Raw genomic sequence first — 12473 nt, forward strand, 5'->3', positions numbered from 1 at the left:
TCCGTGTCCGCCGGCTACGCGATGTGGTCGTCCTGCAGTTCCGCCGTGTGGCGGTTGGTGAAGCGGTTGACCATGCGGTCGGCCTCGCGCGGCGGGAGCGTCACGCCGAACGTCGCCTCCACGTCGTCCCGGAGCTGGCCCGAGGTGGGGTAGCTGCCGTTGATCGACTTCTTGAAGACCAGGTAGTAGTCCTCCTCGGTCGGCTCCGGACTGCCGCCGCCCTCACCGAGCTCGCGGTTGCGGCCCGGGACCACCGGGATGGGGAAGGAACCGGTCTCCTCCGGGGAGGGCTCCTGCGCCGGGGGCTCCTCCTGGTACTGGTCCGCGTACTGCTCGGCCTGCTGCTGCTCCTCGTACCACCGGGCGTACTGCTCCGAGGGGTCGTAGGTGGGGTCGTAGCCGCCCTGGTACTGCACCTCGTGCGGCGACTGGAACCAGGGACTCTGGTCGTCCTCGGGCGCCTGCTCCGGCTGCTCCGGCTGCTCCGCCTGCTGCCGGAACTGCTGCTGCGGCTCCTGCCGGCCCTGCCGCAACTGCTGCTGGGCCGGGGCCGCCGACAGCTCCTGCAGCTCCTGCTGGGGCGCGAGAGCCTGCGGCTGCGGCGACGCCGGGGGAAGCACCGCCGGCTCGATCCCCGCCGCCGCCAGGCCCGCCGGGGCCGTCTCCGCCAGGGGAACGCCGTAACGCGCCAGCCGCAACGGCATCAGGGACTCCACCGGAGCCTTGCGGCGCCAGGCCCGGCCGAAGCGGGAACGCAGCCGGGCCTGGTAGACGAGACGTTCCTGCTCCAGCTTGATGACCTGCTCGTACGAGCGCAGCTCCCACAGCTTCATCCGGCGCCACAGCAGGAACGTCGGCACCGGGGACAGCAGCCAGCGGGTGAGCCGCACCCCCTCCATGTGCTTGTCGGCCGTGATGTCGGCGATCCGGCCGATCGCGTGCCGGGCCGCCTCGACGGACACCACGAACAGGATCGGGATCACCGCGTGCATGCCGACGCCCAACGGGTCCGGCCAGGCGGCCGCGCCGTTGAACGCGATCGTCGCCGCCGTCAGCAGCCACGCCGTCTGCCGCAGCAACGGGAAGGGGATGCGGATCCACGTCAGCAGCAGGTCCAGGGCCAGCAGGACGCAGATGCCCGCGTCGATGCCGATCGGGAACACGTACGCGAAGTTCCCGAAGCCCTTCTCGAGAGCCAGCTCACGGACGGCCGCGTACGAACCGGCGAAGCCGATCGCGGCGATGATCACGGCGCCGGTCACGACCACACCGATGAGAATGCGGTGCATCCGGGTCAGTTGGATTGGCGCGGCCACCCGTACTCCCCTCCCTTGCGTGTTGTTGCGCGCAACAGGGTGGCACATGTGTGCGGCTCACGTGTTGCGGGTACGTCAGCTCTTCTTCGCGGCCGCCGTCGAGGTCTTCTTGGCGACCGCCGCCGAGGCCGACGCCGAGACCGAGGGCGACGCCGCCGCCGGCGGGGCCTTCGACGACGTCTCCGACGGCGCCGGGGACGACGAACCGCCGCCCGAACCCTCGCCGTTGGCCGTCTCGACCGACGCCACCGCCTCCTTCGCCGCCAGCTCCGCGGACTTCACCAGCGCGTCCGCGTCCGGCGTCTTCTCACCGGCCAGACCGGCACCGTTGTAGTCCAGCGTGACGACCACGTTCTCCACGCGCGCCACCACCGTCTGCTGCTTGAAGGCGCCCTCCGACTTCTTCAGGTCGTAGCGCACGGTCGTCGCCTGGTCGCCCGTCCCGGCGAGCGCCTGCGACTTCGCGTTCTTCGCCCCCGTCGTCGCCGACGCGCCCTGCACCTGCTTCGCGTAGTACTCCTGCGCCTGCTGCTCGCCGCTGCTCGCCGCGTCCGTCTCGAAACGGACCATCGAGACGTTCAGCCAGCGGAACTGCGAGCCCTTCACCCCGTTGTTGTCCAGGCTGGACCAGGAACAGGAGGCCCGTGCCGCCCGGTCGCTCGACGTGCCCTCCTTGCCCTTGGCGGGGGCCTTCGGCACCAGCGCGGTCAGCGTCTTCTTCGACAGCACGCCGCACGCCTCGGGCAGCGTCCTGTACGCCGCCGCCTGCACGGTCGGCTCGGCACTCGGGGAGGCGACGGCGGACGCGCCACCGGTCTCCTGCGCGGCGGACGCACCACCGGAGCCGGAGCCGGAGTCCGAGCCGGAGTCCGAGGAGCAGCCCGCGACGATCAGCATCACGGGGACCGCGGCCGCCGCGGCCAGAAGACGGTTCACGCCTCCCGCACGCATCGCTCGCCGGTCTCGCTGGGCACGCTGGTCGTCTCGCTGGGCTCGTCGCTGCATGGTTCCTTCACTCATGACGCTCGTGGTTCCTGCGGTCGGATCGGGGTCCGGTGGGCCACGGTACGCGGTGAAGAAGCCGTGCGTTTCCGCTTCGAGGGCATCGCACGCGCGGGGCCCGTGCGCCCGAAGTGGCCTCAGCCGGCCAGGGAGTCGGCGAGCTGCGCGGCCAGTTTCCGGGCGCTGTCCTGCATTTCCTTGCTGTCCGGGACGACGCCGAGGGACGTCGCCTGCTCCTCGTACTCGATGGTCACGATGACGTTCGACGTGCGGAACACCACAGTCACCGTGCGCTGTTTCGCCGTCGAACCGGAGCTGGCGAGCACGTCGTCGACGAAGGCCTCGTCCCCGAGATCGTCCAGGAGCCGGGACTGGAGGTCGGCGGAGGCGGAAGTGGAAGTGGAAGGGGAAGCGGAGGCGGACGCCGAGGCCGAGGCGGACGAGGACGGCGACGGGGACGAGGAGGACGAGGCGGAAGGGGCCGCCGTCGTACCGCCGGAGGGGGTGGCCGCGACGCCGGCCGGCCGCGACGCGGTGGGCGCGGGCAGACCGGCCGCCGTCACCTTTCCGGCGAACAGCGTCTCGGCCTGGCTGTCGTCACTGACCGCGTTGTCGTACGAGACCACCCGCTCGAAGTCGACGCTCAGGTGGTCGATGGCGTCGGTGGAGTCCACCTTCCAACGGCAGCCCGCCTTGCGGTCCGTGTCGAACGTCAGCGTCGCCTGGCCCGCGTAGGCGGCCTCGCGCCGCGCCTCGTCGGGGATCTGGACGATGCCCGGCAGAAGGGAGTCGAGGGTGCTGCGGCCCACCGCCCCGCAGGCCTCCGGGAGGGCGTCGTAGCGGCCCGGCTGAGCGGCTGCGGTCACGGTGCCGGCGTCGCCCGGATTGGAGTTGTCCGTCGGGCCGCCGTCGCCCGAACTGCTCGAGCAGCCGGCCAGCAGGGCCGCGAGGAGCGCGGCGACGCCGGGTACGTACGCCTTCCGCTGCACGGTCGGCTCCTCTCGACGGGCACATCGTGGGTGGCAGGTCCAGTGTCCCCGCTGGTTATTCGCTTGCCGGACGGGGGCGGCACCGGCAGACAATGTGTATCGCACGCAACACCGTGGATGCCGGTCCGCCGTCTCTATTGCCGACCTTGGCACCGGTTTTGCGATTCGAGACTTCTGTTGTTTTCCGGGGGAATGAGGACGATATGTCGTACGTGGAGATGCCGGGCGCGAAGGTGCCGATCCGTATGTGGACCGACCCCGCGACGGTCGAGGACGGCGCGCTCCAGCAGCTGCGCAACGTCGCCACCCTGCCCTGGATCAAGGGCCTGGCCGTCATGCCGGACGTCCATTACGGCAAGGGCGCGACGGTCGGATCGGTCATCGCCATGCAGGGCGCGGTGTGTCCGGCGGCGGTGGGGGTCGACATCGGCTGCGGGATGTCCGCGGTCAGGACGTCCCTGACGGCGAACGACCTGCCGGGCGACCTCTCCCGGCTGCGCTCGAAGATCGAGCAGGCGATTCCGGTGGGACGGGGGATGCACGACAGTCCCGTCGAGCCGGGCCGGTTCCACGGGCTGGCCACCGGGGGGTGGGACGACTTCTGGGGGCGGTTCGGGGGGATCGCCGAATCGGTCAAATTCCGTCAGGAACGCGCCACGAAGCAGATGGGAACACTCGGCGGAGGAAATCATTTTGTCGAAGTGTGTACGGACACGACCGGTTCTGTCTGGCTGATGCTCCACTCCGGTTCCCGGAACATCGGCAAGGAACTCGCCGAGTTCCACATCGGCGTGGCGCAGAAACTCCCGCACAACCAGGGCCTGATCGACCGCGATCTCGCCGTGTTCGTCGCGGACACCCCGCAGATGGCGGCGTACCGCAACGACCTGTTCTGGGCGCAGGAGTACGCGAAGCACAACCGGACGATCATGATGGCACTCCTGAAGGACGTGATCCGCCGGGAGTTCAAGAAGGCCAAGCCCGCCTTCGAGAAGGAGATCAGCGCGCACCACAACTACGTGGCGGAGGAGCGCTACGACGGGATGGACCTGCTCGTGACCCGCAAGGGCGCGATCCGGGCCGGCTCCGGCGAGTACGGGATCATTCCCGGCTCCATGGGCACGGGTTCGTACATCGTGAAGGGCCTCGGGAACGAGAAGGCCTTCAACTCGGCGTCCCACGGCGCGGGTCGGCGGATGAGCCGCACCGCGGCCAAGCGCCGCTTCACGACGAAGGACCTGGAGGAGCAGACGCGGGGCGTGGAGTGCCGCAAGGACTCCGGCGTCGTCGATGAGATCCCGGGCGCCTACAAGCCCATCGAGCAGGTCATCGACCAGCAGCGGGACCTGGTCGAGGTCGTGGCGAAGCTGAAGCAGGTCGTCTGCGTGAAGGGTTGAGCCCCGCCGGGCGGCCGGTGTCCGCGGGGCGAGGGGTCCGGGCCGGGTGGCCCGGACCCCTTCGCACGCGTCAGGCCAGCCGCTTCTCCAGCAGCGTCACCGCGTACGGGCTGCCCGTACCGCCGTCCTCGGCCCGCTGTTCGCCGACCACCCGGTAGCCGGCCGCCTCGTAGTAGGTCCGCAGGCGGAGGTTGGAGGAGAGGCAGTCGAGGCGGGCGTACGCGCGGCCCGTGGCCGCGATGCGGGACTCCGCCTCGGCGAGGAGGCGGCGGCCGGTGCCGGGCGGTGAGGTGTGCGGGGTGGTCATCAGACGGTGGATGTACCCGGCCTCGGGCGGGCGGGGGCCCCAGGCCGCCGGATCGTCCCACCAGAGTTCCCAGGCGCCGGTCACCGCGGTGCCGGCGAGGGCGAGCCAGACCTCGCCCTCGCGCATCCGGGTGCGGAAGTGGGCCTCGTCCTTCTCGCCCGGCAGCCACTGGTCGATGCCGCGGGCCAGTTGCCTCAGCGCCGCCGTGTCACGCAGCCTGACCAGGGTGCGGGCGTCCTCCGGGGGCGCTCTGCGGAAGGTCAGCTCCGGCCGGCCGAGGGGGACGGGTTCGAGGAGCCCGGCGCGCAGTGTCGCCGCGAGGGCCTCCGGGTCCAGGCCCAGGGCCCTTTCCACGTAGCCCTCCGTGGAGCCGTAGCGGGAGGCCAGTGCGGTCAGGTACAGGCGCATCACCGATCCGGGGGCGTGAAGGTAGTAGGGCCAGGTGGGGGAGGCGCCGTCGTTGCGGGTGCGCCAGTCCGCGAGGAGGGCGGGGGTGGCGAGTTCGGTGAGGGTGTAGTCCTCGGTGATCAGGTCGTCGTCGATGCCCAGGAGGGTGAGGACCAGGGCGGCCAGCTGTCCGGTGCGGTCCTTGCCGGAGGCGCAGTGGAAGACCAGGGGGCGTCCGTCGCGGTGATGAGGTGCAGGGCTTCGCGGATCTCCGCGGTGCCGTCCTGCGCGACCTCCATGTACCGCTCGGCCAGGTAGGGGCCGGGTTCGACGTCGGGGGTCTGCGCCGCCTGGTCGTAGAAGCGGTGCTCGATGCTGAGGTTGCGGTACGTGAAGGAGGGGTGGGCCGGGACGCGGCCGGCGCGCTCCGCCTCCCAGGGGTGGCGCAGGTCGATGACCGTGCGGATGCCCAGGGAGAGGAAGAGGTCCCAGTCGGGGGTGTCCGGGGTGAGCTTGCCCAGGGAGTCGGAGCGGTGGAGGCGGCCCGGACGGACGCGGTGGCGGCCGTCCGGGGTGCGGTAGCCGCCCAGGTCGCGGAAGTTGTGCAGGGTCTCGAAGGGGAGATGTCTGTCCACGCCGGTGAGGACCCGCCGGGTGCGGGGCTCAGTTCCCGTGTTTCACCGCGTAGATCATCACGAAGGCGATGAGGTGGATGCCGAAGAGGAAGTAGGCCAGGAAGTACCAGACCTGGCGTTCGTCCTTGGTCTCCTGGGCCAGGCGGCGTTGCTCCGCCGCCCGTTCGGGGGTCTGCGGGCTTCCCGTCCCGCCTGCGCCGGTCATCACGACTCCCGGTGGACCTTGGTGTTGGACGCCTGGGCGCGCGGGCGCAGGACCAGCAGGTCGACGTTGACGTGGCTGGGGCGGGTCACCGCCCAGGTGATCGTCTCGGCGACGTCGTCGGCGGTGAGGGGCTCGGCCACGCCCTCGTAGACCTTCGCGGCCCGGTCGGCGTCGCCGCCGAAGCGGGTCAGCGCGAACTCGTCGGTCCTGACCATGCCGGGGGCGATCTCGATGACGCGGACGGGCTGTCCGACGATCTCCAGGCGGAGGGTCTCGGCGAGGACGTGGGCGCCGTGCTTGGCGGCCACGTAGCCCGCGCCGCCCTCGTAGGTGCCGTGGCCGGCGGTGGAGGAGACCACGACGACCGTGCCGTCGCCGCTCGCGACCAGCTTGGGGAGCAGGGCCTGGGTGAGGTTCAGGGTGCCGATGACGTTGGTCTCGTACATCGTGCGCCAGTCGGCGGGGTCGCCGGTGGCGACCGGGTCGGCGCCGAGCGCTCCGCCCGCGTTGTTGACCAGGACGCCGATGGTCCGGAACGCCGTGGCGAACTCGTCGACGGCGGCGCGGTCGGTGACGTCCAGCTGGTAGGCCGTCGCGGAGCCGCCCGCCGCGGTGATCTCCTCGGCGAGGGCCTCGATGCGGTCCTTGCGGCGGGCGGTGAGGACGACGCGGTAGCCGGCCGCGGCGAGCTGCCGGGCGGTGGCGGCGCCGATGCCGCTGCTCGCACCCGTGACGACGGCGATGCGGGACGCGGCGGACGGGGCGGCGGTGGCCATGGGGGCTGCTCCTCGGTTCCTCGGGCGGGGCGGACGTACGGAGAACGCGGGCGGTCGAACGCCTGCCCGGCCAGGATAGGCGGGTCCGTGCGCTCGCCGTCCGCGGTGCCCACATGGTGACGGCGGTGCCGGACGGGCCGGGCGCCGCCGATCGCGAAGAGGGCGGCGACGGTGAGGAGGGCGGCGGAGCGCCGGAGGGGCTCGGCGGCGGCTTCGCACGGGGCGGGTCCTCGGCCCCGGTGGACGGCGGTGGGCGGGGGTCGCGCTGTCGGCCGGCCCGGTCCGGGTACGTCGTACGATCTGCGGACGGCGCTACGAAGGGGTGTGCGGGCGATGTCCGGGAACGTGCGGTCGCGGTTGCTCGGCGAGTTGTCCGTCGTCTCCCGGCGGTATGTCGCGGCGTTCGCGCTGTTCAACCAGGCTGTCGCGGACCGGCTGGGGCTGCACCCGACCGACCTGCAGTGCCTGAACCTGCTCTCGCTGGAGCGGGAGCCGGTGACGGCGGGCCGGGTCGCGGAGCTGACGGGGCTGACCACGGGGTCGGCGACGCGGTTGGTGGACCGGCTGGAGAAGGCGGGGTACGTCGTGCGGGAGCGGGACGCGGCGGACCGGCGGCGGGTGCTGGTGGCGACGGTGCCGGAGCGGATCGCCGAGTTCGGGCGGACCTGGGAGCGGCTGGGCGGCGACTGGAGTCCCCTCTTCGAGGATCTGGACGACGCGGAACTGGCGGTGATCGTGCGGCACATGGGGCGGACGGTGGAGTTCAGCGGGGAGCAGGTCGCGCGGCTGCGGGGAGGGCTGGGGTAGGCATGCGGACGGTCGAGGACAGCCGGGTGGAGGACGACGGCCACCTGCCGGCCGAGGGGGCGGGGCCGGGGGCCGGGCGGGCGCTGCCGCGGAACTGGCCGCTGCTGCTGGTCGGTGCCGCCGTGCTGCCGGGTGCGGTGCTGGTGCTGGTCGGGCGGTCGCTGGAGGACCCGGCCGTGCAGGCGTGGCGGACGGTGTGCCTCGCGGTGACCGTGCAGGCGCTGCCGTTCCTGCTGCTGGGTACGGCGCTGTCCGGGGCGATCGACGCGTTCGTGCCGGCGAGCCTCTTCAACCGGCTGCTGCCGAAGCGGGCCGCGCTCGCGGTGCCGGTCGCGGGGGCGGCGGGGGTGGTGCTGCCGGGCTGTGAGTGCGCGTCGGTGCCGGTGGCGAACAGCCTGATCGGGCGGGGCGTGAATCCGGCCGCGGCGTTCGCGTTCCTGCTGTCGGCGCCCGCCGTGAACCCGGTGGTGCTGACCGCCACGGCGATCGCGTTCCCCGGCAGTCCGGAGATGGTGCTGGCCCGGTTGCTGGCCTCGCTGGTGACGGCGGCCGCGATGGGCTGGCTGTGGCTGTGGCGGGGGCGCGAGGAGTGGCTGAAGCCGGCGGTGCGGCACACCGGGCACCGGCCGGGGCACAGTCGCTGGACGGAGTTCCGGCGCGGTTTCCAGCACGACTTCCTGCACGCGGGGGGTTTCCTGGTGGTGGGTGCGATGGCGGCGGCGACGTTCAACGTGGCCGTGCCCCGTTCGGTGGTGGACGCCTTCGCCGGCTCGCCGTGGCTGTCGGTGCTGTTCCTGGCGGTGCTGGCGATCGTGCTGGCGGTGTGTTCGGAGGCCGACGCGTTCGTGGCGGCCTCGCTCAGCGGGTTCTCGCCGACGGCGCGGCTGACGTTCATGGTGGTCGGCCCGATGGTCGACCTGAAGCTGATCGCCCTCCAGGCGGGCACCTTCGGGCGGGCCTTCGCGGTCCGGTTCTCCGGCGCCACGGCCGTCGTCGCGGTGGTGTGCAGCGTGGTCGTGGGAGGGGTCCTGCTGTGAAGCGGTTCGCGCAGGTGGCGCTGCTGGTGCTGAGCGGTGTCGGATTGCTGCGGGCCGCGCTGTTCTCGGAGGCGTACCTGAGGTACGTGAAGGAGGGGATGCGGCCGCTGCTGATCGCCTCGGGGGTGCTGCTGATCCTGCTGGGGGCGGCGGAGGCGTGGTCGGCCCGGCGGCCGGTGGAGCGGCCCGCGGAGGACGGCGACGGTCACGGGCACGATCACTCGGGTGTGCCCCGGGTCGCCTGGCTGCTGTTCCTGCCCGCGTTGAGCCTGCTGTTCTACGCCCCGCCCGCGCTCGGTTCCTACACCGCCTCGCGGGAGGCGCCCAAGGCGGTCGCGGTGGTCGCCGAGGACGGCTTCGACCCGCTGCCCGCGACCTCGCCGCTGCCGATCACGCTGACCGACTTCACCCAGCGGGTGCAGCAGGACGAGGGACGGGCCATCGAAGGGCGCACGGTGCGGATGACCGGTTTCGTCACGCCCGCGGACGGGGGCGGGGGCTGGTACCTGACGCGGATCATGCTGTCGTGCTGTGCGGCGGACGCGCAGTCCGTGAAGGTGCGGGTGTACGGCGTGCGTGCGCCGAAGGCCGACACCTGGGTCACGGTGACGGGGACCTGGCACGCGCAGGGCGCGCTGGGTACGTCCTCGGCGGCGGTCGCGCTGGACGGTCGTACCGTCGCGGAGGTGGAACGGCCGGTGAACGGCTACACCGACGCGCTGCCGCTCGGGTCGTAGCGGGGTCAGCCCGCGGTGTCGTAGCGCTCGCGGGCGGCGTGGACCTCGTCGAAGCGGGTCTCCGCCCAGTCCTTCACGGCGACCAGCAGCAGGGCGAGGTCGCTGTAGCGCATCGGGCCGGGACGGCACCCCCGGCGGGACGCGCGGGCCGCCGGTGGTGCGCCCGCCGTGGTCTCGTCGGCGGGGGGGGGCGTGCCGGGGTCGGGGACGGGCCGCCGGTGGTGAGGCGGAATACGGGGTGCGGGGTCGCTGTTGGGCGGTATAGTTGAACCGTAAACAAGTTGGAGGGTGAGCGGCCATGCAGTTCGGGATCTTCACGGTCGGCGATGTCACGCCGGACCCCACCACGGGGCGTACGCCGACCGAGCGCGAGCGGATCAAGGCCATGGTCGCCATCGCGCTGAAGGCCGAGGAGGTAGGCCTGGACGTCTTCGCCACGGGTGAGCACCACAACCCGCCGTTCGTGCCGTCGTCCCCGACGACGATGCTCGGCTACATCGCCGCGCGGACGGAGAAGCTGATCCTGTCCACCTCCACGACGCTGATCACCACGAACGACCCGGTGAAGATCGCCGAGGACTTCGCGATGCTCCAGCACCTGGCCGACGGGCGCGTCGACCTGATGATGGGCCGCGGCAACACCGGCCCGGTCTACCCCTGGTTCGGCCAGGACATCCGCGAGGGCATCAACCTCGCCATCGAGAACTACAACCTGGTGCACCGGCTGTGGCGCGAGGACGTCGTCAACTGGGAGGGCACGTTCCGCACCCCCCTCCAGGGCTTCACCTCGACGCCCCGCCCGCTGGACGACGTCCCGCCGTTCGTCTGGCACGGCTCCATCCGCTCGCCCGAGATCGCCGAACAGGCCGCGTTCTACGGCGACGGCTTCTTCCACAACAACATCTTCTGGCCGGCCGACCACACCAGGCGGATGATCGAGCTGTACCGGGCCCGCTACGCCCACTACGGGCACGGCACCCCCGAGCAGGCGATCGTCGGCCTCGGCGGGCAGGTCTTCATGCGGAGGAACTCGCAGGACGCGGTGCGCGAGTTCCGGCCGTACTTCGACAACGCGCCGGTCTACGGGCACGGGCCGTCCCTGGAGGACTTCACCGACCAGACCCCGCTGACCGTCGGCTCGCCGCAGCAGGTCATCGAGAAGACGCTGGCGTTCCGGGAGTACGCCGGTGACTACCAGCGCCAGCTGTTCCTGATGGACCACGCCGGACTGCCGCTGAAGACCGTGCTGGAGCAGCTCGACATGCTCGGCGAGGAGGTCGTGCCGGTGCTGCGCGAGGAGTTCGCCAAGGGCCGCCCGGCCGACGTGCCGGACGCGCCGACCCACCGGTCGCTCCTGGCGGCCAAGAACGCCACCGCTCAGGACGCCGCCGCGCAGGACAACGCTCAGGACAAGGAGACCGTCGCATGAAGCTCGTCGTCGTCTCGGCGGGACTGAGCGTCCCGTCGTCCACCCGCCTGCTGGCCGACCGGCTCGCGGCCGCCACCACCGGACGCGCCCCGGCCGACGTACGGGTCGTGGAGCTGCGCGACCTCGCCGTCGAGATCGCCCACCACCTCACCAACGGATTCCCCGGCCGGGAGCTGGCCGCCGCGCTGGAGGCGGTCACGGCGGCGGACGGGCTGATCGTGGTCACCCCGGTGTTCTCGGCGTCGTACAGCGGACTGTTCAAGTCCTTCTTCGACGTCCTCGACAGGGACGCGCTGGCCGGCAAGCCCGTGCTGATCGCGGCCACCGGCGGCACGGCCCGGCACTCGCTGGTGCTGGAGCACGCGTTGCGGCCCCTGTTCGCCCACCTGCGGGCCGTCGTCGTCCCGACCGGTGTCTACGCCGCCTCCGAGGACTGGGGCGCGCCGGGCCTGCCCGAGCGGATCGAGCGGGCCGCCGGGGAACTGGCCGCGCTGATGAGCGGCCTGGCGGCGGCCCGGCCCGCCGTGAAGGACGAGTTCGCGGTGGTGCCGTTCGCGGAGCAGCTCGCGGCCCTGCGGCCGGCGGGCTGAGCGGGCCGGGGCGGGTGAGAGGCACGTAAGAAGGGCGCCCGGTGAGCCGCCCGTCACGCCGTGGGACCGTGACGGCTGGGAGACTGGGCGCGTGCCCCACACGCTGCTGCTCGCCGAAGACGACCGCGCCATCCGTCACGCCCTGGAACGCGCGCTGACCCTGGAGGGCTACCGGGTCACCGCGGTCGCCGACGGCGTCGAGGCCCTGGCGCACGCCCACCGGTCGTCGCCGGACGTCCTCGTCCTGGACGTGATGATGCCCGGCATCGACGGCCTCCAGGTCTGCCGGGTGCTGCGCGCCGAGGGCGACCGCACCCCGATCCTGATGCTGACGGCGCTCGTGGAGACCGCCGACCGGATCGCCGGCCTGGACGCGGGCGCCGACGACTACGTGGTCAAGCCCTTCGACGTCGAGGAGGTCTTCGCCCGGCTGCGCGCCCTGCTGCGCCGCACCGGTACCGGCGCGCCGGCCGACGCCGCCGGGAAGGACGCCGCCGGGACGGACACCACGGCGGGTGTCCCGCAGGACGCGGCCCCGGTGCCGGTGGCCGCCGCGCGTTCCCTGGAGGCGGCCGGGCTGCGTGTGGACCCGCAGGCGCGGCGGGCCTGGCGCGGGGAACGCGAACTGGAACTGACCCGCACCGAGTTCGAGCTGCTGGAACTGCTGGTGCGCAACGCCGGCATCGTCCTCGACCACTCCACGATCTACGACCGCATCTGGGGCTACGACTTCGGCCCCGGCTCCAAGAACCTCGCCGTCTACGTCGGCTACCTCCGCCGCAAGCTCGACGGGCCCGGCGCCCCGCAGCTGATCCACACCGTGCGGGGCGTGGGCTACGTGCTGCGGGAAGACTGAGGC

Annotated in this window: 12 protein-coding genes and 2 pseudogenes; 7 read left to right on the forward strand and 7 right to left on the reverse strand. The window is 72.2% G+C overall.

Annotation, left to right across the window (positions count from 1 at the left end; genetic code table 11):
* Positions 1-14: 14 nt before the first annotated feature.
* From AB0N31_RS30460 to AB0N31_RS30470, 3 genes are all read right to left on the reverse strand, one after another.
* The gene (locus AB0N31_RS30460) at positions 15-1316 is read right to left on the reverse strand and encodes a DUF2637 domain-containing protein (protein ID WP_366061678.1); all 1302 of its coding nucleotides are present in this window, start codon (positions 1314-1316) and stop codon (positions 15-17) included.
* Positions 1317-1391: 75 nt separating this feature from the next.
* Entirely contained in the window at positions 1392-2336 is a 945-nt protein-coding gene (locus tag AB0N31_RS30465; protein WP_366061679.1) for a DUF3558 family protein, read from the reverse strand.
* 119 nt (positions 2337-2455) lie between these two features.
* Positions 2456-3307 (reverse strand): DUF3558 domain-containing protein, encoded by an 852-nt coding sequence (locus tag AB0N31_RS30470; protein WP_366061680.1) that lies wholly within the window; start codon positions 3305-3307, stop codon positions 2456-2458.
* Positions 3308-3510: 203 nt separating this feature from the next.
* On the opposite strand from AB0N31_RS30470, the gene AB0N31_RS30475 reads away from it, so the two are divergent.
* Entirely contained in the window at positions 3511-4704 is a 1194-nt protein-coding gene (locus tag AB0N31_RS30475) for an RtcB family protein (RefSeq protein WP_366061681.1), read from the forward strand.
* 70 nt (positions 4705-4774) lie between these two features.
* Here the strand turns inward: AB0N31_RS30475 and AB0N31_RS30480 are convergent.
* The 3 genes and pseudogenes from AB0N31_RS30480 to AB0N31_RS30490 all read right to left on the reverse strand — a co-directional run bounded on the left by AB0N31_RS30480 (position 4775) and on the right by AB0N31_RS30490 (position 7014).
* Positions 4775-6033 (reverse strand): annotated as a pseudogene (locus tag AB0N31_RS30480) (GNAT family N-acetyltransferase).
* A 28-nt stretch (positions 6034-6061) separates the two neighbouring features.
* Complete coding sequence (locus tag AB0N31_RS30485) at positions 6062-6238, reverse strand: hypothetical protein (protein ID WP_366061682.1); 177 nt, start codon at positions 6236-6238, stop codon at positions 6062-6064.
* A complete protein-coding gene (locus tag AB0N31_RS30490; RefSeq protein ID WP_366061683.1) occupies positions 6238-7014 on the reverse strand; it encodes an SDR family NAD(P)-dependent oxidoreductase in 777 nt (258 codons plus the stop codon). The genes AB0N31_RS30485 and AB0N31_RS30490 overlap by 1 nt, the downstream gene beginning before the upstream one ends.
* Positions 7015-7347: 333 nt before the next feature.
* Between AB0N31_RS30490 and AB0N31_RS30495 the strand changes: the two genes are divergently transcribed.
* Genes AB0N31_RS30495 through AB0N31_RS30505 form a run of 3 tightly spaced genes read left to right on the forward strand, consistent with a single transcriptional unit; the run spans position 7348 to position 9595 of the window.
* On the forward strand, positions 7348-7821 hold the full coding sequence (locus AB0N31_RS30495) for a MarR family transcriptional regulator (protein ID WP_366061684.1): 474 nt from the start codon (positions 7348-7350) through the stop codon (positions 7819-7821).
* A 2-nt stretch (positions 7822-7823) separates the two neighbouring features.
* The gene (locus tag AB0N31_RS30500) at positions 7824-8858 is read left to right on the forward strand and encodes a permease (protein ID WP_366061685.1); all 1035 of its coding nucleotides are present in this window, start codon (positions 7824-7826) and stop codon (positions 8856-8858) included.
* Positions 8855-9595 carry a TIGR03943 family protein gene (locus AB0N31_RS30505; RefSeq protein WP_366061686.1) on the forward strand — a complete coding sequence of 247 codons (741 nt, stop codon included), beginning with the start codon at positions 8855-8857 and terminating at the stop codon, positions 9593-9595. Before AB0N31_RS30500 ends, AB0N31_RS30505 begins: the two co-directional genes overlap by 4 nt.
* A 5-nt stretch (positions 9596-9600) precedes the next feature.
* On the opposite strand, the pseudogene AB0N31_RS30510 reads toward AB0N31_RS30505, so the two are convergent.
* Positions 9601-9699, reverse strand: a pseudogene (locus AB0N31_RS30510) (transcriptional regulator); the annotation flags it as partial.
* A gap of 194 nt (positions 9700-9893) precedes the next feature.
* Between AB0N31_RS30510 and AB0N31_RS30515 the strand changes: the two are divergent.
* From AB0N31_RS30515 to AB0N31_RS30525, 3 genes are all read left to right on the forward strand, one after another.
* Positions 9894-11024, forward strand: a complete 1131-nt coding sequence (locus tag AB0N31_RS30515; protein ID WP_366061687.1) for an LLM class flavin-dependent oxidoreductase — start codon at positions 9894-9896, stop codon at positions 11022-11024.
* Positions 11021-11614, forward strand: a complete 594-nt coding sequence (locus tag AB0N31_RS30520; RefSeq protein ID WP_366061688.1) for an FMN reductase — start codon at positions 11021-11023, stop codon at positions 11612-11614. The genes AB0N31_RS30515 and AB0N31_RS30520 overlap by 4 nt, the downstream gene beginning before the upstream one ends.
* Positions 11615-11705: 91 nt before the next feature.
* Positions 11706-12470, forward strand: a complete 765-nt coding sequence (locus AB0N31_RS30525) for a response regulator transcription factor (protein ID WP_366061689.1) — start codon at positions 11706-11708, stop codon at positions 12468-12470.
* Positions 12471-12473: the final 3 nt, after the last annotated feature.

This window comes from Streptomyces sp. NPDC051051, from assembly GCF_040682975.1.
In the GTDB taxonomy this organism is placed as follows: Bacteria; Actinomycetota; Actinomycetes; order Streptomycetales; family Streptomycetaceae; genus Streptomyces.